The following is a 21,745-nucleotide window of genomic DNA, read 5'->3' as shown; positions in this document are numbered from 1 at the left end:
TTATTCCTCCTTATGGACAACCGGATGCCAGGGGTCCACCCCTCCGGTGTACGGTTCAACGGTGCAGTCGAGGCCAAGCCCGCTAAGCTCGCGGCCCAGGCGCGCGGCCCAGGGCTCCACGATCACCACCTCGGTCTGGTAGTGCCCCAGGCACAGGATGCCCAGGCCCAGATCGGCCGCTTGCTGGGCGGCGTGGTGCGGGGCCTCGCCGGTTATAAGCAGTTGGGCGCCCCTGGCGGCGGCGGCGGGCAGCATGTCGCCGCCCGAGCCCCCCACCACGGCCACCCGTGAAATTCTCTGGGGCGGCGCGCCGCCCATATGGGCCCAGCCCGCCTTCAGCTCCGCCGCCGCGCGGCGGGCAAAGGCCCCGGCCTCCACCGGCGCGGCCAGCTCACCCACCCGGCCCAAACCAAAACCAGCCGGGGACTGCTCCAGGGGATACAGATCCACGGCCGGTTCTTCGTAAGGGTGGGCCTGGCTCAGGGCGGCCAAGGCCCGGGGCGCGGCGGAAGCGGGGATGAGCACCTCCAGGCGCAACTCCTCCAACATCTCCCTTTGGCCCGGGCTTCCCACATAGGGCTTGCCATCGGGGGGCACGCGATAGGCCCCCACTCCCAAGCCGGCAAAGGAGCATTCGCTGTAGTCGCCCACCCGGCCCGCCCCGCTGGCGAACAGCGCGGCCGATACCTGGTCCAAGGCCTCAGCCGGGGTGAACACCACCAGCTTGATCAGGCCGCCGGAACGCCCAGGGGTAAGGGGCGCCAGGCCGGTGAGGCCCAAACGCCTCCCCAAAACGTCGTTGACTCCGCCGGGGGCGGAGTCAAGGTTGGTGTGGGCGGCGAAGATGGCCATGTCCGCGGCCGCGGCTTTGATCAGGCGGGCGGCTTCCGGGCGGTCGCCGCGCAGGGAGCCCAGCGGCTTGAAGATGGGCGGGTGGTGCACCAGGAGCATCTGCACCCCGGCGGCCAAGGCCGCGTCCAGGCAGGTGTCGTCCAGCTCCAGGGCGGTCCAGATGCGCTCGGCCGGAGCGGCGGGGCGGCCCACCTGAAGGCCCACCCGGTCCCACTCCTCGGCCGCCGATGCCGGAGCCCACTGCTCCATCAACTGCATTACCTGGCCGACAGTGGCTTGTGCGCTTTGCTTGCTCATAAACCCAATAAAGCGGGCACCCCTTGATCGGGGGCGCCCGTTGCAGAGCCCTTCACGATGGAGCGTTTTCCCGCCCCGGCTCGATGCCCGGGCAAGAACCACGCGGTCATAAGGTGCTCTCCCGCTAAAGATTTGGTGGGCCCACCTGGCCTCGAACCAGGGACTATCCGGTTATGAGCCGGAGGCTCTACCAACTGAGCTATGGGCCCATGCCGAACCGGAATAGTTATTATGGCCCCGGCTCCCAAACCTGTCAACACGGGGCTTCGCCAGAATCCGGAATACGGCGTTGCCGGGCCGCGCTCCGGACTCGCTGCAGGACGGGCTAAATCTCCGTCCGTCGCTTGCCGGCGCCTTGTCTTCCGGCTTCTGGCTGTGCCCGGCCAAGCCTTGCCCGCGCCTTCGAGAAATTTTTTGTCCGTCCGCCGGGCCGAGGAAAAAAGCGTCCCGCCGGGAAGAGCTCCCGGCGGGACGATGCTAGCGCGGGGCGCGGGCCTAGTCGTCGAAGTCGCCGGCCGGGCCCTTGTCGCTGTCCAGGTTCTGGGCCTTGGCGTGGATCAGCTCCGGGGTCCACTGGGCCGGATCTTCCATTTGCTGGCCCTTGGGGCCCAGGTCGTAGCCGCCGGCCTTCAGGATGGCCTCCACCCCCAGGGGCGCGGTGTCCTGGGCGTTGAACACTTTGGTCAACAGCTCGTAGACGAAGTCCTCCACCGCCTGGACCATGCGGGCGCGCACCGAGGCGGGCTGGGCCAAGAGTTTGTTCTCGAATGGCAGGTTGAGCTTCTTGTAGTTGCCGCTCTTCCAGCCCTTGTCCGCGGCGTAGGCCTGCATCTCGGCCCACATCTCATCGCTGACGCCCTGGCCGGGCAACTTGATGAAGTCGCCGTTTTCGTCCAGCTCGGCGTTGCCGAATTCGTTGACCTTCACCCCCCAGGAGATCATCTGGAGCGCGGTGGCCACGTTGGCCTTGGTGGTTTGGGTCTCCTGGGCGATGCGCCGCAGGCGCTCGGAGGTGTTGCCGCTGGTGCCGTGCTGGGCGCCCGAGACCTTGTAGGGGGCCAAAGCCTTGTGGACCTCGGCGGTCAGCTCCACCTGGATGCCCTGGTCCGAGGTCTGGATGCCATGGGCCGTGCCGTTGTTCAGGGCGATCCAGTCAGGGAAGATGCCGTGGGCGTTGAGCCCCTGGATGAGGAACAGGGCGTCCTCCGGGGTGGAGAGCCCCTCGTTGCCCTTGATCTCGCCCACCTCGGTTTCCAGGCAGGCCCAGGCCGGGATGTACTGGTTGATCTCCAGGCTGGCCAGGAGGTTCTGGTCGTCGGGCAGGTGGGAGGCGTCCACCGCGATGGAGGTGATGCCCGCCTCGAACATGGAGGGTATCTCCACCTTGGCCTCGGCCACGTCCTGGTCGCCCTTGATGCCGTAGTGGTCGGCGTGGATGGCCACTGGCACGGTGATGCCCAGCTCGTTGATCACCTGGTCGGCCTGGCGGGCCAGGTTCCAGTAGTTCACCGCGCAGTAGGCGCTTCGCCCGCCCTCGCTCTTGGCGATCTCCAGGATCAGGCAGGCGTTGGCCTTTTGCGCCGCCCGCAAGGCTCCCCGGATCACGAAGTGGTTGCGCCCGTTGGCCGCGATGGTCATGGCCTTGCCCTTGGCCAGGAGGGCCCGGTCGATGACCTTGCCGCTCACCAGGAGGGCCTTGGAGTTGGGGAACAGGCGGGTGATGTTGGGCGGACGCCCTATGGAGAGCGCCTGGGCGAAATCCCGGGCATAGTCGGCGGACATGGCTTTGGCCTTTCCGGAAAGGCCCCGCCGGACGCGGGGCGTTGCGGTTATGTCGTTCTGGCTAAATTATAAAGCAGAGCGCCTAAAAATGGTCCACTGTCAGGAACTCCTCGGGCGGCCGGCGCTTGGGAGCCTTCACCTGCTGGGCGGGGTAACCCATGGGCACAATGGCCACCAGCTCGTACCCCTCGGGCATCTTGACCGCCCTGCCCGCGGCGTCGTGATCGAACATGCCCACCACCACCGAGCCCAGGCCCAGGCCATGGCCGGCCAGGCACAGGTTTTGGCAGGCGATGCCCAGGTCAAAGAGCATCCAATCGCCGTGCTTGGTGGTCACCACGCCGTTGTAGTAGCCCGAGGCCTCCTTGCGGGCGCAGATCACGAACAGCAGCGGAGCGCTCACAATGGCCTTGGTGGCCGGGTTGCCCTTGCCCATGCTGGCCTGCAAGGCCTCGCGCACGGCGGGGTCGTCCACCTTCACCAGCTCCCAGCACTGGGTGTTGGCCCAGGAAGGCGACCACATCACCGCCTCCATGAGCTGGTCCACCACCTCCTGGGGGATGGGCTTGTCCTCATATTTGCGTATGCTGCGACGTTCGCGGATGGCTTCCATCAGATCCATTGGGACTCCTCCAGCAACAAAATGGATGGCGGTAATCTATAACTCCCCCTGATGGCAAATTAGCACATCCTAAGCCAGACCCCAAGCCCCGGCGGGGGGCTCGGCTTCGGCCCCCAAAAGTGCGCGGTTTTGCTATCATGGCTTGGTAGCGCCACCGGTGACGGCCTTGAGGGGGGGCGCGACGACAACTCCGGGGAGTGCGCCCTAAATGCAAGGAGGAGCTTCATGGCCATAGTTACCATTTCCCGCCAAATCGGTAGCTGGGGCGACGAGATCGCCCAGCAGGTGTGCCGCGACTTGGGGGCCCGCCTGGTGGGCGGGGATCATTTCCATGCCAAGGCCCAGGAGTGCGACGAGGATTTCGCCAAGGAGTGCCGAGCCTTCGAGACCGAGAAACCCGCCGGGTTCTTCGAGCGCCTCTTCATGCGCCACCCGGCCAACACCAGCCTGTTCGCCTCGCTGGTCTACACCGAGGCCGCCCTGGGCGACGCGGTGATCCTGGGCCGGGGCGCGCAGATCGTCATGGCCGACGACCCCAAGGTGCTGCGGGTCCGGGTGGTGGCCCCGCGCCAGCTCAGGGTGGAGCGCCTGTCCCAGCGCCAGGGCTTCAGCCTGGACGACGCGGCCAGCTTCCTAGGCCGTCATGACCGCCAGCGCCGGGCCCTGATCGAGAGCATCTTCCATAAAGACTTGAGCGATTGGTCTTTATATGACATGGTGCTCAACACCAAGGACCTGGGCGTGGAGCTGGTGAGCAAGCTTATCTGCCTGGCCGCCGAGGCCGCCGGGCCGGTGGGCCCGGAGCAAAAGACCGCCTACGCCGGCCTGGCCTTGGCCAAGGCCGTGGAAGCGGCCATCAAGAAAAAAGTGGTCACTGTGCCGGTGCGCGAGGTGGAGGTGCTCAACCAGGGGGGCGGCCGCCTGGTCCTTCAGGGCGCGGTGCAGGACAAGCAAGCGCGCAAGCACGCCGAGGACATCGCGCTGGCCCATCCCGGCGTGAGCGCGGTGGACAACCAACTCGTCACCACGGAGTTGGGCTACTGATAGCCAGTCCCGGCATGATGCCTACAAGCCGGAAGGGCGGGGCATGGGCCCGCCCCGCTTTAAAAGGGGAGCTCGTTTAATGGCCGAGATGTTGTGGAAGCCATCGCCCGCCAGGATCGCCGACGCCAACCTCACCCGGTTCATCAGCTTTGTCAACGGCAAGTACGGCACCTCTTTCAGCGGATACCCCGAGCTCTATGAGTGGTCGCTCAGTGAGCTGGAAGCCTTTCATGGAGCGGTCTGGGAGTTCTTCGAGGTGATCCACAGCCGGCCCTACGACCAGGTGGTGGCCGATTCGGACCAGATGCCAGGGGCCAAGTGGTACCCCGGTGCGCGGCTCAACTTCGCCGAGAACCTCTTGCGCTTCCGCGACAAGCAAACCGCCATAATCTTCCGCTCGGAAACCGGCTACCAGCACTCCCTGACCTACGCCGAGCTGTATGCCCAGACCGCCTCGCTGGCCGCCGCCCTTCGGGAGATGGGGGTCACGGTGGGCGATCGGGTGGTGGGCTTCATGCCCAACATCCCCGAGACCATCGTGGCCATGCTGGCCACGGCCAGCCTGGGGGCCACCTGGTCCTCGTGCAGCCCGGACTTCGGCTTCCGGGGGGTGATGGACCGCTTCGGCCAGGTGCGGCCCAAGGTGCTGTTCACTGCGGACGGCTACTACTACAACGGCAAGACCTTCGACTCCCTGGCCCGGGTGGCCCACGTCAAGTCCGAGATCGACAGCATCGAGCAGGTGGTGGTGGTTCCCTTCACCCGGCGAGACCCGGACCTGGACGAGGTGCCCGGCGCGGTGCTGTTCACCGAGCTGACCAAGCGCGAAGCCCCGGATATGGAGTTCGCCCAGCTCCCGCCGGATCACCCCCTGTACATCCTCTACTCCTCGGGCACCACCGGAGTGCCCAAGTGCATGGTGCACGGCGCGGGCAACGTGCTCTTGCAGCACCTCAAGGAGCTGAGCCTGCACTGCGACCTCAAACGCGAGGACCGCATCTTCTACTTCACCACCTGCGGCTGGATGATGTGGAACTGGCTGGTCAGCTCCCTGGCCCTGGGGGCCACCCTGATGCTTTTCGACGGCTCGCCCTTCTACCCCGGCCCGGATGTGCTCTGGCGGTATGCGGCCGAGGAGAAGATCACCATCTTCGGCACCAGCGCCCGCTATCTGGCGGCCATCGAGAACGAGGGCCTCAAGCCGGGCGAGCAGTTCGACCTGAGCCAGCTCAAGGCGGTGCTCTCCACCGGCTCGCCCCTGAGCATCGAGAGCTTCCACTACGCCTACCGCGATATCAAACAGGACCTGTGCCTGTCCTCCATCAGCGGCGGCTCGGACTTGGTGGGCTGTTTCGCCGGGGGCAACCCCATCGGCCCGGTGTACGCCGGCCAGCTCCAGGTGCGCGAGCTGGGCATGGCCGTGGAGGCCTGGGACGATTATGGCAAGCCGGTGGTGGGTGAGAAGGGCGAGCTGGTCTGCGTCAAGCCCTGGCCCACCATGCCCGTGGGCTTCTGGAACGACCCGGACGGCACCAAATACCACGACGCCTACTTTGCGGTGTATCCCAACGTTTGGTTCCATGGCGACTTCTGCGAGGTGACCGCCGAGGGCGGGGTGGTGATGTACGGCCGCTCCGACGCCACGCTCAACCCCGGCGGGGTGCGCATCGGCACGGCCGAGATCTACCGCCAAGTGGAGAACATGGACGAGATCGCCGACAGCCTGGTCATCGGCCAGGACTGGGACAACGATGTGCGGGTGATCCTGTTCGTGCGGCTCAATCCGGGGGTGGACTTTGACGACGACCTAGTCAAGCGCATCAAGACCCTGGTCCGCACCAACTGCACTCCGCGCCACGTGCCGGCCAAGGTGATCCCCATCGCCGACATCCCCTACACCATCAGCGGCAAGAAGGTGGAGCTGGCGGTGCGCAACGTGATTCACGGCCTGCCGGTGAAGAACAAGGACGCCCTGAGCAACCCCGAGGCCCTGGAGCTTTACGCCGACTTGGCAGAGCTGAAGAGCTAGCGGTTAGGCAAAAGAAAAAACCACGGCCGGCGGCCCCTCGGGGTCACCGGCCGTTTGCTTGTCAAAACGTGTTACTTCCGGCTCCCTACAAGCTCTCGGCGTAGATCTCGATGGCGTGCTTGACCGCGATTTGGTCCTTGGCCTGGGAGAGCATGTCGCTGATCTGGAGCATGCAGGCCGGGCAGCCGGTGGCCACGGCCGCGGCCCCGCTCTGCTCGATGTGCTCCCGCTTGCGCCCGCCGATCTGCTTGGAGAGATCATAGTGCTGGATGCTGAAGCTGCCTCCCAGGCCGCAGCACCAGTCGCTCTCGCTCATCTCCACCAGCCGCCAGTTGGGATTGGCCGCGATGAGCCGCCGTGGTTCGGCGGACACGCCCAGGGATTTTTTCAGGTGGCAGGGGTCGTGATAGGTGACGGTCTTGGCCCCCTCGGCCGGGGCGGGCGCTTCGCCGCTGATCAGGCCGGTCTGCACCAGCATCTGCCCCAGGTCGCGGGTCTTGGCGGCCAGGGCGGCGGCCTTGGCCTGGCCCGCCGCGTCCAGGCCCCCGCTCATCAGGGGCCACATCTTGGCGATGGTGCTGGCGCAGGTGGCGCAGGCGGTCACCAGATAGTCGATCTTCTCCGGGTCGAAGCGGTCCAGGCTGTAGGCCAGGAGCTTGGTAAAGGTCTCGCTGTCTCCGGCCGAGAGAGCCGGGATGCCGCAGCAACCTTGGCTCGCGGGCATCTCCACGCCCACGCCGTGATGCTCCAGCACCTTTAGCGCGGCCTGGCCCACGGATGGGTAGAGCTTGTCGATGAGGCAGCCGGTGAAAAAGCCCACCCTGATGCCCGAGGCTCCCGGCGCGCTGTGGCGCTCGGGGATGGTGCGGTGCAGGGGCACCCGGGCCAGGCGCTTGAAGTGGCGCTCGCCCAGGGGTGGAAAGAAACGGGCGCAGGAGGTGTCCAACAGATCGTCCACCGGCGAGGCGAAGACCCGCTCGAAGCGAGGGGCCAGGCTGAGCAGGCGATTGAACAGGGCGGGCCGGGCCAGCAGCTGGCGAAACACCAGCTTCTTGGCCGGGGGCAGACCCAGATAGCCGCTGAGGATAGCCCGGGCCTTCAGGAAGATATCCAGCACCTTGACCCCGGAGGGGCAGTTGGCCGCGCAGGAGCCGCAGAGCAGGCAGCGCTCCAGGCGCTCCTGCACCGCGTGGGGGTCCTTTAATATCTCGGCGGCCAGGCCATCCAATAGGGCCAGTTTGCCCCTCGCCACGTCGGCCTCGCGGCCGGTCTGGTTGTACAGGGGGCACACGCTTTGGCAAAAGCCGCAGCGCATGCAGGCCAGGAGTTGTTCCTCCAGCTCGCCCAACAACCGGGCCAATTGGGCCACGCCGGCCATTACGCTTCCTCCACGATCTTGCCGGGGTTAAGGATGCCCTTGGGGTCCATGGCCCGTTTGAGCCGCCGCGACCACTCCACCGTGGCCGAGCCCACCTCCTTGACCAGGAAGCGGGTCTTGGTCAGGCCCAGGCCGTGTTCGCCGCTCAGGGTGCCGCCCAGCTCCAGGGCCTTGTCGAACAGCTCCTCCACCGCGGCCCGCACCCGGGCGAACTGGGCGTCGTCGCGCTGGTCAAAGACGATGGTGGGGTGCAGGTTGCCGTCCCCGGCGTGGCCGAAGGTGCCGATGGTCAGGTCGTGCTTTTGGGCCAGGCCCCGGATGAAGCGCACCAGGGCGGGCACCTGGCTGCGGGGCACCGTGGCGTCTTCCAACACCACCGAGGGCTTTAGCCGGGCCAGGGCGGGGATGGCCGAGCGCCGCGCGGTCCAGATACGGTCGCGCTCCGCCGCGTCCCGGGCCGGGCGCACCTCGGTGGCCCCCTGGGCGCGGCAGATTTGTTCCACCTTGGCCGCTTCGTCGGCTACCTGGGCCGGATGGCCGTCCACCTCTATGAGCAGCATGGCCGCCGCCTCCACCGGCAGGCCGGCCCCGGAGAAATCCTCCACCGTGCGGATGGTGAAGTTGTCCAGGAACTCCAGGGTGGCGGGCACGATCTTGGCCGCGATGATCTCGGCCACGGTCTGGCTGGCCGGCTCCATGGAGTCGTAGACTGCCAGCAGGGCCCGGCTGGCCTGGGGAGGGGGGATCAGCTTAAGGGTGATCTCGCCGAACACCCCCAAGGTGCCCTCGGAGCCCACCATGAGCCCGGCCAGGTTGTAGGCCGTGGCGCATTTCACGGTGCGCGAGCCGGTCTTGACCAGCTGCCCCTCGGTGTCGAAGAAGCTAAGGCCCATCACGTAGTCGCGGGTGACCCCGTACTTGAGGCCGCGCAGCCCGCCGGAGTTCTCGGCCACGTTGCCGCCCAGGGTGCTCACCGCCTGGCTGCCCGGATCGGGGGGGTAGAAAAGCCCCTGGGCCATGGCCGCGTCGAATAACTTCTGGTTGATCACCCCCGGTTCCACCACCGCGTACATGTCCGCCGGGTTTATCTCCACGATGCGGTTCAGGGCGGTGGTCACCACCACCACGCCCTCGCCCCGGGGGATGGCCCCGCCGCTGAGGTTGGTGCCGGCTCCCCGGATGGTCAGCGGCAGGCCCTCCTGGTTGCACAGGGCCACCACCTGGCCCAGGGCCTCCAGGCTGGTGGGGCGCACGGCCAGGCCGGGCGACTGGTGGGGCAACAGGGCCGCGTCATAGGAATAGGTGAGCAGGTCCGAGGCGTCGCTGAAGACGTTATCCTCGCCCACCAGGCGGGCGAACTCTTTTTGCAGGGCTGGGGCGATCATCCTGGCTCCAGGCTTGGCTTTTTTAGCGGGGGATGGGCCGCTCCCTAATATATGCTGCCCGGCACGATTTGCCAATGATTCCGGTGAACCATTAAATCACTCGGGCGATCTGATAAAATTGAGGCCTCACCGACCCTTGGAGGCATTGGGATCATGGACGATCTGATTGCGCGATTCACCCAGCGGGCCGAGGCGGTGGCCGCGGTGGTCAGGCCGGCGGCCGACCTGGCCGAGGCCTTTGCCTACGCCGCCGGGCTCACCGCGAGCCAAGGCGGGGCCTGCCTGGCCGCGCCCGGCTGGGAAATGGAGCACCACCAGGCCCTTGGCGAGGCCTGCGCCCACGCCGGGGTGGAGCTGATAACCAGCGGCCTGCGCGCCGAGGTGGGGCGCTTCCATACCGGCCTAACTACTGCCCAGTGGGGCGTGGCCGAGACCGGCACCATTATCGTGGATTCGCATGACGAGCAGGTGCGCCTGGCCTCCATGCTGGCCGAGACCCACGTGGCAATCCTGCCCAAGGCCAACCTGCGCGAGGACCTCTTTGCCCTGGAGAGCGAGATGGCCGCCATCCTGGCCGCCGCGCCGGGCTACATGGCCAACATCACCGGCCCCAGCCGCACCGGGGACATCGAACTGGTGCTCACCCTGGGGGCGCACGGCCCGCGCCAACTGCACATCCTGCTCCTGGAGGACGCCTCATGAGCCGCGCCTCCCGCCGTCAGTATCACGCCCGCCTGCACGCCGCCCTGGACAACGAGTTCCTGGGCCAGACCCTCAAGCGTTTCCAAAAACACTACCGCGCCTCGCGCGCGGCGGGCTTCGCGGGCCTGGACTTCGCCGCCCTCAGCCAAGACGTGGCCCAGGCCAAGGACGCGGCCATCTCCCATCTGCCCGAGCTGTACGAGCAGTTCAAGGCCTCGGCCGAGGCGGCCGGGGCCAAGGTGCACCTGGCCGTGGACGCGGCCCAGGCCCGCGAGATAATCGCCGATATCGCCGCCCAGACCGGCTCCCGGAGCATCATCAAGTCCAAGTCCATGACCAGCGAGGAGATTCATCTCAACGCTTATCTGGAGGGCCAAGGCCTCAAGGTAACCGAGACCGACCTGGGCGAGTGGATCATCCAGCTCCGGGGCGAGGGCCCCAGCCACATGGTGGCTCCGGCCATTCATCTTTCGCGCTCCGAGGTGGCCGAGCTGTTCAGCGAGGTCACCGGCCAGGAGCAGGACCCCGAGGACATCGCCTCCCTGGTGGAGGTGGCCCGCCAGGAGCTCAGGCAGGTGATGCTCTCGGCGGACCTGGGCATCACCGGGGCCAACTTCGCCATCGCCGAGACCGGCACCTTTGCCACCGTGACCAACGAGGGCAACGCGAGGCTGGTGACCACCCTGCCGCCGGTGCACGTGGCTTTGATTGGCCTGGAAAAGCTGGTGCCCGACCTGAACACGGCCTTGAAGATTCTCAAGGTGCTGCCCCGCAGCGCGGTGGGCCAGCTGGCCGCCACTTACGTTACCTGGATCACCGGCGCGGTGGAATGCGCCGCCGCGGCCTCGGGGCGCAAGGAACTGCACATCGTGTTCCTGGACAACGGCCGTTTGGCCCTGTCCCAGGACCCGGTGTTCTCCGAGGTACTGCGCTGCGTGCGCTGCGGCTCCTGCGCCAACGTGTGCCCCATCTGGGGCCAGGTGGGGGGCCACACCTACGGCCATGTGTACATCGGGGCCATCGGCCTGGTGCTGACCTACTTCTATCACGGGGTGGAGGCGGCCCGGGAGCTGGCCAAGAACTGCCTCAACTGTCAGGCCTGCAAGGTCAACTGCCCGGCGGGCATCGATTTGCCTCAGCTCATCAAGGGCGTGGCCGGGCGGGTGAACCAGCAGGAAGGCGCGCCGCTCAAGAACCAGCTCATGCGCCGGGTGATGACCAACCGCCGCTTGTTCCACTTTTTGCTGCGCCGGGCCTATCTGGCCCAGAAACCCCTGGCCCAGGGCGGCCGGCTCATCCGCCATTTGCCCAGCTTCTTCGGCGATGAGCAGGGCTTCCGCTCCTTGCCCGTGGTCGCGGCCCGGCCCCTGCGCGACCGTTGGTCCGAGCTGGCCCCGCGCCCGGACGCGCCCAAGCTCAAGGTGGCCTTTTTCGGCGGATGCCTGGTGGACTTCGTGTACCCCGAGCAGGGCGAAGCCTTGCTGGAGCTGCTCGAGGGCCAGGCCATCTCGCTCGACTTCGCCATGGACCAGACCTGCTGCGGCCTACCCGCGGCCATGGCCAGCGAGGAAGAGACCGCCCGCGAGGTGGCCAGGCAGAACCTCGCGGCCCTGGACGCGGAGCACCATGACTACGTGCTCACCCTGTGCGCTTCCTGCGCCAGCCACCTGAAGAACGCCTATCCCCGCCTGCTGGCCGGCGACCCGGTGTGGGAGCCCCGCGCCCAGGCCATGGCGGCCAAGGTCATCGACTGCGCCAGCTTCCTGAAAGACGTGGTGGGCCTGGAAGGCGATGCCGCCCCTGGGCTAAAGGCGGCCTATCACGCGCCATGCCACCTCTGCAGGGGCATGGAGGTGCACCAGGCCCCGCGCGAGCTCATCGAGCAGGCGGGCCTGGAATACGCGCCCTATGAGGACGAGGAGGTGTGCTGCGGTTTTGGCGGGTCCTTCTCCCTGGAGTTCCCCGAGCTCTCGGCGGCGGTGCTCAAGCGCAAGCTGGACCAGGTGGAAGCCACCGGCGCGGACATCCTGGTCACCGACTGTCCGGGCTGCGTGTTGCAGCTGGAGGGCGGCTTGGATCAGCGGGGCTCGGGCATAAAGGTGAAACACTTGGCCTCGGCTTTGGCCCAGGCCAAGCGGGGCGGCAAGCCCTAGAGCTGTAGCTGTTGCGGGGCGCGCACCACCACCAGGAGCATCTTGAATCGCTCCTCTGCGGTGAGGGCGTGGGGCTTGCCTTGGGGCATGGCCACCACCTGGCCGGCGGTCACCTTCATCTTGTTGCCGTCGATCTCCACCGAGGCCGTGCCGTCGAACACCAGCACCAGGGCGTCGGCGGGCACGGTGTGGGCGCTGATGCCCTCGCCCTGGTCAAAGGCGAACAGGGTCAGGCTGAGCGCGTTGTTCTGGGCCAGGGTGCGGCTGACCACCTGGCCCTCGGCGTAGTCCACCAGGCCGTCCAGATCCAGGGCCTGGGCAAAAGCGATGTTCTTTAGCAGCTGGGGCTGGTCCATGGGCGCTCCTTGGGTGCCTCCCGTGAGGAGGGGTTGGCTTCGGGTTCCTCTCCTACAGCTTGCGGGCCTCGGCGCGGCGATGCAAGGGCCGGATCGCGGCCATGGCCGCCGCTTTCGCGTCCGGGCCCGGCCTGGCATAATTAGGGCGCCGCTCCTGAGGCGGCAAGGAGTCGCATGGCCGTAGTTTTGTTCATAGCCAAGAAGGTGATCGGCCGGCTGCTGTTCCCGGTGGGTCAGGTGCTGCTGCTTTGGCTGGCGGGCGCGCTGATCTGGTGGCGGCGTCCCCAGCGCCGCCTGGGCCCGCTGCTCATGCTGGCCGGGGGGCTGTGGCTGCTGGTGCTTTCCCTGCCCATCACCGGCACCTTGCTGCTCCACCAACTGGAGCTGCGCAATTACCGCTACGCCAATCCGGCCGCCCTCAGGCAGCAGGGGGCCGCTGCGGTGGTGGTGCTCAGCGGCGGCTTTAGTGAAGGCTCGGCCAGCCGGGCCGACCGCCTGTCCCAGGCCACCCTCAAGCGCCTTCTGGAGGGGGTGCGCCTCTGGCGGCAAATGCCCGGAGCCAAGCTGGTGCTCACCGGCGGCAGCTTTGGCGGCGAAATGAGCGAGGGCCAAGCCATGGGCGAGATGGCCCTGGCCCTGGGGGTACCGCCCAAGGCCATGATCATGGAGACCAAATCCTGGGACACCGAGGAGCAGGCCCAACAGCTGCGCTCCTTGCTGGGGCGGCGGCCTTTTGCCCTGGTCACCTCGGCCAGCCACATGCCCCGCTCCCTGGCCCTGTTCCGCTCCTACGGCATGGAACCGCTGCCCGCGCCGGCCGATTTCCGCACGCGGGATTACCGACTGAGCTTCTATTCCTTCATCCCCCAGGCCGGGGGGCTCAAGGGCAGCGAGGAAGCTTTTTACGAATACCTGGGCCTGGTCTGGCTGCGCCTCAGGCAGTCGGTGGGCCTCAGCCCGCGAGGAGTCAACCCGTGATGCTCGAGCGCGCTTCCGCCCCGCCGCCCGCCATGGCCGGCGCCTTGGGCGGCCTGGTCTACGGTCTGTATCTGCTCACCACCGGCAGCCTGGATGAGCCCCGGGGCATGTTGGTCTCCTGGGTTAGCCAGGTGAGTTGTGCACCGCCGTTGGTTCAGGTCGGCGTGCGCCACAATCGCGCCCTGTTGCCCACGCTGGCCGAGCAAGGCAAGTTCGCCATAAACCTGTTGCCCTCGGGTGACATGGACCTGGCCCGCGCCCTGGCCCGCCCAGCCGGGCAGCGCTTCGCGGGCGTGGCCCTGGCCGAATGCGAACTGGGCCTGCCCATCCTGGCCGAGGGCCCGGGAGCGCTGTGCTGCCGCATTCTTTCCAGCACCCGCCCCGGTGATCACGAACTCTTCCTGGCCGAGCCGATGGGCGCGGTGTGGCGGAGCGGCGCGGTGCTGGCCACCGATGAGCTGGACCACGCCTATCTGGGGCTGAGTTGAGCGCGCCATTCCCCCATAGCTTCGACGTGGTGGTGGTGGGCGCGGGCCACGCCGGTTGCGAGGCGGCCCTGGCCGCGGCCCGCCTGGGGGCCAAATGCCTCTTGGCCACCATCAACCTGGAGCACATCGCGGCCCTGAGCTGCAACCCGGCCGTGGGCGGCCTGGCCAAGGGGCATCTGGTCAAGGAGATCGACGCCCTGGGCGGGGAGATGGGCCTGAACACCGACGCCACGGGCATCCAGTTCCGTTTGCTCAACCAGGGCAAGGGCCCGGCGGTGTGGTCCTCCCGGGCCCAGGTGGACATCGACCGCTACCCCGCGCGCATGGCCCGAGTCTGCGCGGCCCAGCCCAACCTTTGGCTCCTGGACGACGAGGTCAAGGGCCTGGTGGTCGAGCAGGGCCGGGTGGCGGGCATCCGGCCGGGCAGGGGAGGGGAGATCGCGGCCCGGGCGGTGGTGCTCACCACGGGCACCTTTTTGCGCGGGGTGATCCACGTGGGCCTGAACCAGTCGCGCGGCGGGCGCTTTGGCGATCCCCCGGCCGACGCGCTGAGCGACCAGCTACGGGAACTGGGCCTGCGCCTGGGGCGGCTCAAGACCGGCACCACGCCGCGCCTGGAGGCCAACAGCCTGGACCTGGCTGGCCTGCCCGAGCAGCCCGGCGACGCGCACCCGCGCATGTTCAGCTTCCTCAATAGCGAGCCGGTGTTGCCCCAGCGTTCCTGCTGGCTCAGCCACACCACCGAGGCCACCCACGAGCTGATCCGAGCCAACCTGGACCAGGCGCCCATGTACGCCGGGGTGATCACCGGGGTAGGCGCGCGCTATTGCCCCTCTTTGGAAGACAAGGTGGTGCGCTTCCCGGACAAGGATTCGCACCAGGTGTTCCTGGAGCCCCAGGGCCTGGACTCGCCGCTGTTCTATCCCAACGGCATCCCCACCAGCCTGCCGGCCGAGGTGCAGGCCCAGATGGTGCGCACCCTGCCCGGCTGCGAGCGGGCGGTGATCGCCCGGCCGGGATATGCCATCGAGTACGACTACTCCGATCCCCGCGAACTGACCCCCTGGCTGGAGAGCAAGCTCCTGGCCGGGCTGTTCCTGGCCGGACAGATCAACGGCACCAGCGGCTACGAGGAGGCCGGGGCCCAGGGCCTGTGGGCGGGCATTAACGCCGCCCGTGGGGCGCGGGGCGAGGAGCCCCTGGTGCTGGACCGCTCCTCGGCCTACATCGGGGTCTTGATCGACGACTTGGTGACCAAGGGCACCAAGGAGCCTTACCGCATGTTCACCTCGCGGGCCGAGTTCCGCCTGACCCTGCGCGAGGACAACGCGGACCTGCGCCTGACCCCCCTGGGCCGCGAGCTGGGCCTGGTGGACGACGCGCGCTGGGCCTCTTTCAGCGTCAAGCGGGCCGCGGTGGAGCGGGCCCTGGCCCTTCTGGCCGAGGTGCGCCTCAACCCCACCGGCGAAACCAACGACCGCTTGCAGGCCCTGGGCAGCGCGCCGCTCAGGCGGCCCCATCCGGCCGGGGACGTGTTGCGGCGGCCGGGCATGGACCTGGCCTCCTTGGCCACCCTGCACCCGGCCCTGGAGGAGCTGGCCGCCCTGCCGGCCGACGCGGCCGAGCAGGTCCATATCAAGACGGTGTACGCGGGCTATGAGCAGCGCGAGCGGGATCAGGTGGAGCGCTTCCGGGCTAAGGAGGCGGTGGCCCTGCCACCGGACCTGGACTACCAGGACATCGAGGGCCTGAGCCACGAGGTGAAGCAGAAGCTCAGCCAGGTGCGCCCCGCCTCCCTGGGCCAGGCGGCGCGCATATCCGGGGTGACCCCGGCGGCCCTGGCCGTGTTGCAGCTGGTCTTGCACCGCCGGGAGCAGGCCGGGGCCCGGGATTAAGCCCTTGCCCCCCGCCCGCTTCCGCGCTATAGTCCGGGCCGTGTATAAGGCCGTGTTATGCCTGGCTTAAGTCCTCGCGGCCCAAGCCAGGGGGAGTAAGCTCCTTTGCCGCCGCAAGCCGCCCTGACCGCTGAAGCAACCCCGCGCCGCCCCTCGGGCGTGGTGCGCCTGGTGCCCCAGGCCGTCACTCCCAACCACATCAGCTTTTTCCGCCTGGCCTGCGCCCTGGCCATGGTGCCGGTGTCTATGAGCGGGGCCAGCCTGGGCTGGGTGGTGCTCTTGGGCTTCACCGCCGGAATGAGCGACCTCTTGGACGGGGCCGTGGCCCGGCAGCGGGGACAGGTGACCAAGCTGGGGGCCTTCCTGGACCCCCTGGGCGACAAGATCCTGGCCCTGGCCGCCACCATCGTGGTGCTGGAGCGCGGGGTCATCGGCTGGCCCATGGTGATCGCCATCCTGGCCATCGAGGCCCACGCGGTGCTCATCCCCCTCATGCACATCCTGCGGCAGTCGATCAGGCGCCAGCCGGTGTGGCCCGCGCCCAAGGTGACCCCCAGCCAGGCGGGCAAGGTGAAGACTTTCGGCCTGGCCTGCGGCCTGGGCTTCATGATCATCGCCACCTGGACGGGCTGGACCTGGCTGCTGGCCTTGGCCTGGATGTGCGCCTGGAGCGCCCTGGCCCTGGGCGCGGTGGCCAGCGCCATGTACTACGTGAACTGGTTCCGAGGAATGTACGACCCAGGCCGCGAAACCGGCGGCCCGGCCAAATAGGAAGGAAGGCTCATGGAGATCAAGACCATCGGCGTGATCGGCGCCGGACAGATGGGCGGAGGCATCGCCCAGGTGGCGGCCATGAACGGCTTCGCGGTGATCCTCAACGACATCGCCCAGGAGTTCGTGGACCGGGGCCTGGAGGTCATCGAGGGCAGCCTGGCCCGTTTGGTGAAGAAGGACAAGATCAGCAAGGGCGATATGGACGCGGCCCTGGGGCGCATCGTGCCTTCCACCAAACTGGAAGACATGGCCCCGGCCGACCTGGTGGTGGAAGCGGCCACCGAGCGGGTGGACTTGAAGCTCGACATCTTCCGCAAGCTGGACGGCATCTGCCGGCCGGGCGTGATCCTGGCCAGCAACACCAGCTCCATCAGCATCACCAAGATCGCCGGCGTGACCGAGCGCCCCGAGTTGGTCATCGGCATGCACTTCATGAACCCGGTGCCCATGATGAAGCTGGTGGAGGTGATCAAGGGCCTAGCCACGGACGACGAGACCTTCAAGGCGGTCATGGACCTGTCCAAGGCCCTGGGCAAGATTCCGGTGCCGGCCAATGACTACCCCGGCTTCGTGGCCAACCGCATCCTCATGCCCATGATCAACGAGGCCATCTACTGCGTGGTGGAGGGCGTGGGCAAACCCGAGGACATCGACGAGATCATGAAGCTGGGCATGGCCCACCCCATGGGCCCCCTGGCCCTGGCCGACCTCATCGGCCTGGACACCTGCCTGGCCATCATGGAGGTGCTGCACCGCGACCTGGGCGACAGCAAGTACCGCCCCTGCCCGCTGCTGCGTAAATACGTGGACCTGGGCTGGCTGGGCCGCAAGACCAAGCGGGGCTTCTACCAGTACTAGGCATCACGGTTCACCAGGGGGGCGCATGAGGCTGACAGCCGGCAAGCTGAGGGCCGCCGGATGGCTGGTTGTTTTGTTGGGGGTCATGGCCCTGGCCTCGGTTTTGTTCGCCACCCTGCTGAAACCAGGCGGGTTGGGCCCGGCCGCGCGGGCGGCCGACGCCCCCTGGTTCAAGGCCTACCTGGTGGCCTCAACCGCCATTGCGGTTTATTTGCTGGTGGTATTCCGGATGCTGCTCAATGAGTGGTTCGGCTGCGCCAAGCTCGACAAGGGCATAAGCCTGCTGATCGTCTGTTACATCGTTTACGCGGCCATGAAGCTGGTGCTGAACCCAGCCCATCTCGTGCTCTGGCCTCAGCTGGTGCAGCTGGGGCTGGGGCTGGGCATGATGATCCTGGCCTACTACCTGGGCTTCGCGGTGCTCAAGGGGCCGGCGGAGCTGTTCGGCTACCAGAGGAAGTTGGCCCTCGGCTCGTTGACCGCCTCCACCTCGTTCAGCATCATGGTTTTGGTGTCAATCGCAATCATGGTGATCGGGCTCTTCACCAGGTCGAGCCCGGGCATGTGGGCTGGGGTCATTTACGTTTTGCTGGCAGCTTGCATGATAGTGGGACTGTTGGCCGCTATTTTTTCCGGCGTGGTCATGGTTCGCATGTTCTTCGCCGCCGCCCGGGCGGTGGAAGCAGGCCACGAGCCGGAGGCGCTGGCCACGGTGTAAGGGTATGATATATTCCTTAAGCGCCGCGCCGGGCAAGTAGCCCGGCGGGCCATAAGGAGAGCACCCGTGATCGCCATCATAGACTACGACGCCGGCAATCTGACCAGCGTGGAGCGGGCCCTGAACTCCCTGGGCGCGCCCTGCGCCATCAGCCGGGACCCGGAGTTCATCGCCAAGGCCGAGCGCGTCATCCTGCCCGGGGTGGGCCGCGCGGGCAGCGGCATGGCCAGCCTCCGGCGCATGGGCCTGGACAAGGTGTTGGCCCAGGCCACGGCCCAGGGCAAGCCCTTCCTGGGCATCTGCTTCGGCACCCAGATACTTTTCGACTACTCCGAGGAGGACCTCACCGACTGCCTGGGCCTGATGCCCGGCAAGGTGGTGCGCTTCCCGGTGGACCACCGCGACCAGACCGGCGAGGCGCTCAAGGTGCCCCACATGGGCTGGAACGGGGTGAGCTGGAAGACCAGCCACCCGGTGTTCGCCGGGCTGCCCGAAGAGGCGGAGTACTACTTCGTGCACTCCTATTATCTGCAACCCTCCGATGAAGCGCTGGTGGCCGGGGTGACGGACTACGGCTTCGACTTCTGCTCGGCCGTGGCCAAAGGCTCCTTGGTGGCGGTGCAGTTCCACCCCGAGAAGTCCGGGCGGCCGGGGCTCAAGATTCTGGAGAACTTCGTGGCCTGGGACGGTAAGGAGGGCGCCGATGCTCTCTAAGCGAATCATCCCCTGTTTGGACGTGCGCGACGGCAAGCTGACCAAGGGCATCAAGTTCAAGGGCAACGTGGACATCGGCGATCCGGTGGAGATGGCCGAGTTCTACTACAAGCAAGGCGCCGACGAGCTGGTGTTCTACGACATCACTGCCAGCCACGAGGCCCGCGACATCATGCTGGACGTGGTGCGCCGGGTGGCCGAGCGCATCTTCATGCCCTTTTCGGTGGGCGGCGGCCTGCGCAATGTGGAAGACATGCGCGCGGTGCTGTTGGCCGGGGCCGAGAAGATCAGCGTGAACTCGGCGGCGGTGAAGAACCCCGAGATCATCAGCCAGGGGGCCGAGGCCTTCGGCTCCCAGTGCGTGGTGCTGGGCATGGATGTGCTCAAGGTGCCGGTGAGCGAGCAAATCCCCAGCGGCTACGAGATCGTGATCCACGGCGGCCGCAAGCACATGGGCCTCGACGCCTTGTGGTGGGCCCAGGAGGCCCAGCGCCTGGGGGCCGGCGAGATATGCTTGAACAGCATCGACGCCGACGGCACCCAGGAGGGCTACGAGATGACGCTCACCGAGCTGATCTCCACCCACGTGTCCATCCCGGTGATAGCCTCGGGCGGGGCGGGCAAGCCGGAGCACCTGGCCGAGGTGCTCACCAAGGGCAAGGCCGACGCCGCGCTCATCGCTTCCATGACCCACTACGGCCACTACACCGTGGCCGAGATCAAGGACCACCTGGCCGGAGAGGGCGTGCTGGTCCGCAAATACTGGTAGGGGGCAGCCATGGTATCCGCGTCAGACCTGTTCGCTTTGGACGGGGCCACCTTCGCCGATCTGTTCCAGGGAGCCGAGGCGGTGTGGGAGGCGCTGGACAAGATCAAGGCCTATGCCGCCGCCCTGGTGGACGACGCGGGCCGCACCGGGGCCCTGCTGCGCGGCAGCGGCGAGACGGTGCCCCGCACCGTGGTCTTGCATCACGGCCGGGTGTTCGACAGCGACTTCAAGCTACTGGGCGGGGACCCCACCAAAGGCCAGATGCGGGTGCTCCTGGGAGACCGCGAGGTGGAGGACGCCACCGTGGTCTATGCGGGCGCGGTGTTCATGGACGATCAGGTGCACATCGCTCCGGGCGCGGTGGTGGAACCCGGCGCGCTACTCAAGGGCCCCACCTACATCGGGCCGGGCACCGAGGTGCGCCAGGGGGCCTATCTGCGCGGAGCCTGTCTGGTGGGGGTGGGCTGCGTGGTGGGCCACACCACGGAGATGAAAAACTCGGTGATGCTCGACGGGGCCAAGGCCGGGCACTTCGCCTACCTGGGCGATTCCATCCTGGGCCGGGAAGTAAACCTGGGCGCGGGCACCAAGCTGGCCAACCTCAAGATCGTGGAGCGGCCCTATCACATCAAGGCCGGGGACACGGTGTATCACGTGGCCCGGCGCAAGTTCGGGGCCATCATGGGCGATGACTGCCAGACCGGGTGCAACAGCGTGACCAACCCGGGCACCGTTCTAGGCCGGGGCAGTCTGGTGGCCCCCTGCACCAGCGTGCCCGCCGGTTTCCACAAGGCCAAGAGCGTGATCCGCTGAGGTGGCAGCGGACCTGACCATCCTGCGCGCGGGCTCACAAGGCCCGCGCCTGCTTTTTGTGGAGCCCTACCTCACGGCCAGCCACGCCGCTTTCATGCGCGGGCTCATGGCCCACGCGCCCGCCCGCTGGAGCGCCCTGGGCCTGCCCGGCCGCCACTGGCGCTGGCGCATGCGCGGCGCGGCGGCCTACCTGGCCCGCGCGGCGGCTGAAGAGCTGGCCCGGCCCTGGGACGGCCTGGTTTGCTCGGACATGCTGGGACTGGCCGAGCTGCGGGGCCTGGTCCCCTCTCTGGCCACGGTGCCTGCCCTAGTGGTGTTCCACGAGAACCAGCTGGCTTATCCCGCGCCTGGCCGGGCCGGAGCCTCGCTGCAAGAGCGCGACCTGTATCTGGCCTTCAGCAACCTGACCACGGCCCAGGCTGCCCGGCGGGTAGTGTTCAACTCCCAGTTTCATCGCAACGAGTTTTTGGCTGCCGCCCGCGAGCTGGAAACTCGCCTGCCCGACATGCGGCCCCTGGGCTTGGCCGATGAGATCGCGGCTAAGAGCGCGGCCCTGCCCATGCCCATCGACCCGGGCGAGGCGGCGGGCCTGGAACGCGAGCCGCGCGAGGGGCCCCTGCGTATCCTGTGGAACCACCGCTGGGCCCAAGACAAGGACCCGAAGCGCTTTTTCGCGGCCCTGGACGCGCTGGCCAGCGAGGGCCTGGCCTTTGAGCTGGCCGTGCTGGGGCCCGCCCCGGCCAAGCCGCCCGCCGTGTTCGTGGCCGCGCGGCAGAGCCTGGGCGCGCGCGTCAAGCAGTGGGGTCATGTGGACGATCGGCGCGAATACTGGCGCTGGCTGTTCTGGGCCGATGTGGCGGTTTCCACGGCCCAGCAGGAGTACTTCGGCATGTCCGTGGCCGAGGCGGTGTGGGCCGGTTGCCGCCCCCTGGTGCCCGACGCCCTGGTCTACCCCGAGCTTTATTCTCCAGAGCTGCGCTACGGCCATGGCGGCCTGCGTCCGGCTCTGCGCGACTTGGCGGTTGATCCCCAGGCGGCGCGGCGCGGGGACTGGCGTCGCCTGGCCGAAAGCTACACCTGGCAGGCCCAGGCCCCGGCCTGGCGCGAGATGATCGAGCAAACCATCAAGGGAGGCTGA

Annotated in this window: 20 protein-coding genes and 1 tRNA gene; 14 read left to right on the top strand and 7 right to left on the bottom strand. The window is 67.6% G+C overall.

Going from position 1 to position 21,745, the window contains the following annotated elements; all coding sequences use genetic code 11:
• The 4 genes from KQH53_12585 to KQH53_12570 all read right to left on the bottom strand — a co-directional run bounded on the left by KQH53_12585 (position 1) and on the right by KQH53_12570 (position 3,553).
• The gene (locus tag KQH53_12585) at positions 1–1,149 is read right to left on the bottom strand and encodes a Nif3-like dinuclear metal center hexameric protein (protein ID MCB2227507.1); all 1,149 of its coding nucleotides are present in this window, start codon (positions 1,147–1,149) and stop codon (positions 1–3) included.
• A gap of 133 nt (positions 1,150–1,282) precedes the next feature.
• A tRNA-Ile gene (locus KQH53_12580) sits at positions 1,283–1,358 on the bottom strand.
• A gap of 286 nt (positions 1,359–1,644) precedes the next feature.
• Positions 1,645–2,931, bottom strand: a complete 1,287-nt coding sequence (locus KQH53_12575; GenBank protein MCB2227506.1) for a class II fructose-bisphosphate aldolase — start codon at positions 2,929–2,931, stop codon at positions 1,645–1,647.
• An 82-nt stretch (positions 2,932–3,013) separates the two neighbouring features.
• On the bottom strand, positions 3,014–3,553 hold the full coding sequence (locus KQH53_12570; GenBank protein ID MCB2227505.1) for a nitroreductase family protein: 540 nt from the start codon (positions 3,551–3,553) through the stop codon (positions 3,014–3,016).
• Between the two features lie 225 nt (positions 3,554–3,778).
• On the opposite strand from KQH53_12570, the gene KQH53_12565 reads away from it, so the two are divergent.
• Together KQH53_12565 and KQH53_12560 are read left to right on the top strand one after the other, a co-directional pair.
• On the top strand, positions 3,779–4,597 hold the full coding sequence (locus KQH53_12565; protein ID MCB2227504.1) for a cytidylate kinase family protein: 819 nt from the start codon (positions 3,779–3,781) through the stop codon (positions 4,595–4,597).
• Between the two features lie 79 nt (positions 4,598–4,676).
• Complete coding sequence (locus tag KQH53_12560; protein MCB2227503.1) at positions 4,677–6,626, top strand: acetoacetate--CoA ligase; 1,950 nt, start codon at positions 4,677–4,679, stop codon at positions 6,624–6,626.
• 85 nt (positions 6,627–6,711) lie between these two features.
• Here the strand turns inward: KQH53_12560 and KQH53_12555 are convergent, their stop codons facing one another.
• Together KQH53_12555 and KQH53_12550 are read right to left on the bottom strand one after the other, a co-directional pair.
• Complete coding sequence (locus KQH53_12555; protein MCB2227502.1) at positions 6,712–8,004, bottom strand: (Fe-S)-binding protein; 1,293 nt, start codon at positions 8,002–8,004, stop codon at positions 6,712–6,714.
• A complete protein-coding gene (locus KQH53_12550; protein MCB2227501.1) occupies positions 8,004–9,389 on the bottom strand; it encodes an FAD-binding protein in 1,386 nt (461 codons plus the stop codon). The genes KQH53_12555 and KQH53_12550 overlap by 1 nt, the downstream gene beginning before the upstream one ends.
• 153 nt (positions 9,390–9,542) lie before the next feature.
• Between KQH53_12550 and KQH53_12545 the strand changes: the two genes are divergently transcribed.
• Both KQH53_12545 and KQH53_12540 read left to right on the top strand, forming a co-directional pair.
• Entirely contained in the window at positions 9,543–10,091 is a 549-nt protein-coding gene (locus tag KQH53_12545) for an LUD domain-containing protein (GenBank protein MCB2227500.1), read from the top strand.
• A complete protein-coding gene (locus KQH53_12540; GenBank protein MCB2227499.1) occupies positions 10,088–12,244 on the top strand; it encodes an LUD domain-containing protein in 2,157 nt (718 codons plus the stop codon). The genes KQH53_12545 and KQH53_12540 overlap by 4 nt, the downstream gene beginning before the upstream one ends.
• Here the strand turns inward: KQH53_12540 and KQH53_12535 are convergent.
• Positions 12,241–12,600 (bottom strand): cupin domain-containing protein, encoded by a 360-nt coding sequence (locus KQH53_12535; GenBank protein MCB2227498.1) that lies wholly within the window; start codon positions 12,598–12,600, stop codon positions 12,241–12,243. The genes KQH53_12540 and KQH53_12535 overlap by 4 nt on opposite strands.
• A 174-nt stretch (positions 12,601–12,774) precedes the next feature.
• On the opposite strand from KQH53_12535, the gene KQH53_12530 reads away from it, so the two are divergent.
• The 10 genes from KQH53_12530 (at position 12,775) to KQH53_12485 (ending at position 21,745) form a co-directional block, all read left to right on the top strand.
• Positions 12,775–13,578, top strand: coding sequence for a YdcF family protein (locus KQH53_12530; protein ID MCB2227497.1), 804 nt, complete (start codon positions 12,775–12,777; stop codon positions 13,576–13,578).
• Positions 13,575–14,066, top strand: a complete 492-nt coding sequence (locus KQH53_12525; GenBank protein MCB2227496.1) for a flavin reductase family protein — start codon at positions 13,575–13,577, stop codon at positions 14,064–14,066. Before KQH53_12530 ends, KQH53_12525 begins: the two co-directional genes overlap by 4 nt.
• Positions 14,063–15,961 (top strand): tRNA uridine-5-carboxymethylaminomethyl(34) synthesis enzyme MnmG, encoded by a 1,899-nt coding sequence (mnmG, locus tag KQH53_12520; GenBank protein MCB2227495.1) that lies wholly within the window; start codon positions 14,063–14,065, stop codon positions 15,959–15,961. Before KQH53_12525 ends, mnmG begins: the two co-directional genes overlap by 4 nt.
• A 105-nt stretch (positions 15,962–16,066) precedes the next feature.
• Positions 16,067–16,732, top strand: a complete 666-nt coding sequence (locus KQH53_12515) for a CDP-alcohol phosphatidyltransferase family protein (GenBank protein ID MCB2227494.1) — start codon at positions 16,067–16,069, stop codon at positions 16,730–16,732.
• 12 nt (positions 16,733–16,744) lie between these two features.
• Positions 16,745–17,593, top strand: coding sequence for a 3-hydroxybutyryl-CoA dehydrogenase (locus tag KQH53_12510; GenBank protein MCB2227493.1), 849 nt, complete (start codon positions 16,745–16,747; stop codon positions 17,591–17,593).
• 25 nt (positions 17,594–17,618) lie between these two features.
• Positions 17,619–18,311, top strand: a complete 693-nt coding sequence (locus KQH53_12505; protein ID MCB2227492.1) for a hypothetical protein — start codon at positions 17,619–17,621, stop codon at positions 18,309–18,311.
• A 66-nt stretch (positions 18,312–18,377) separates the two neighbouring features.
• Positions 18,378–19,025, top strand: a complete 648-nt coding sequence (gene hisH, locus KQH53_12500; protein ID MCB2227491.1) for an imidazole glycerol phosphate synthase subunit HisH — start codon at positions 18,378–18,380, stop codon at positions 19,023–19,025.
• Positions 19,015–19,794, top strand: a complete 780-nt coding sequence (hisF, locus tag KQH53_12495; GenBank protein ID MCB2227490.1) for an imidazole glycerol phosphate synthase subunit HisF — start codon at positions 19,015–19,017, stop codon at positions 19,792–19,794. Before hisH ends, hisF begins: the two co-directional genes overlap by 11 nt.
• Positions 19,795–19,803: 9 nt before the next feature.
• Positions 19,804–20,607 (top strand): hypothetical protein, encoded by an 804-nt coding sequence (locus KQH53_12490; protein MCB2227489.1) that lies wholly within the window; start codon positions 19,804–19,806, stop codon positions 20,605–20,607.
• Between the two features lies 1 nt (position 20,608).
• A complete protein-coding gene (locus KQH53_12485) occupies positions 20,609–21,745 on the top strand; it encodes a DUF3524 domain-containing protein (protein MCB2227488.1) in 1,137 nt (378 codons plus the stop codon).

Source organism: Desulfarculaceae bacterium, assembly GCA_020444545.1.
Lineage (GTDB): Bacteria > Desulfobacterota > Desulfarculia > Desulfarculales > Desulfarculaceae > Desulfoferula.
Note: the sequence above shows the minus strand (reverse complement) of the source record. Positions and strands in the feature narration are given on the sequence as shown.

Bases quoted from the DNA above. Each gene is read 5' to 3' on its own strand.
- KQH53_12565 (MCB2227504.1), top strand. From the start codon at position 3,779: ATGGCCATAGTTACCATTTCCCGCCAAATCGGTAGCTGGGGCGACGAG.
- KQH53_12575 (MCB2227506.1), bottom strand. From the start codon at position 2,931: ATGTCCGCCGACTATGCCCGGGATTTCGCCCAGGCGCTCTCCATAGGG.
- KQH53_12505 (MCB2227492.1), top strand. From the start codon at position 17,619: ATGAGGCTGACAGCCGGCAAGCTGAGGGCCGCCGGATGGCTGGTTGTT.
- KQH53_12540 (MCB2227499.1), top strand. From the start codon at position 10,088: ATGAGCCGCGCCTCCCGCCGTCAGTATCACGCCCGCCTGCACGCCGCC.
- KQH53_12490 (MCB2227489.1), top strand. From the start codon at position 19,804: ATGGTATCCGCGTCAGACCTGTTCGCTTTGGACGGGGCCACCTTCGCC.
- KQH53_12545 (MCB2227500.1), top strand. From the start codon at position 9,543: ATGGACGATCTGATTGCGCGATTCACCCAGCGGGCCGAGGCGGTGGCC.
- KQH53_12585 (MCB2227507.1), bottom strand. From the start codon at position 1,149: ATGAGCAAGCAAAGCGCACAAGCCACTGTCGGCCAGGTAATGCAGTTG.
- KQH53_12550 (MCB2227501.1), bottom strand. From the start codon at position 9,389: ATGATCGCCCCAGCCCTGCAAAAAGAGTTCGCCCGCCTGGTGGGCGAG.
- KQH53_12555 (MCB2227502.1), bottom strand. From the start codon at position 8,004: ATGGCCGGCGTGGCCCAATTGGCCCGGTTGTTGGGCGAGCTGGAGGAA.
- hisF (MCB2227490.1), top strand. From the start codon at position 19,015: ATGCTCTCTAAGCGAATCATCCCCTGTTTGGACGTGCGCGACGGCAAG.
- KQH53_12560 (MCB2227503.1), top strand. From the start codon at position 4,677: ATGGCCGAGATGTTGTGGAAGCCATCGCCCGCCAGGATCGCCGACGCC.
- KQH53_12570 (MCB2227505.1), bottom strand. From the start codon at position 3,553: ATGGATCTGATGGAAGCCATCCGCGAACGTCGCAGCATACGCAAATAT.
- KQH53_12530 (MCB2227497.1), top strand. From the start codon at position 12,775: ATGGCCGTAGTTTTGTTCATAGCCAAGAAGGTGATCGGCCGGCTGCTG.
- KQH53_12535 (MCB2227498.1), bottom strand. From the start codon at position 12,600: ATGGACCAGCCCCAGCTGCTAAAGAACATCGCTTTTGCCCAGGCCCTG.
- KQH53_12510 (MCB2227493.1), top strand. From the start codon at position 16,745: ATGGAGATCAAGACCATCGGCGTGATCGGCGCCGGACAGATGGGCGGA.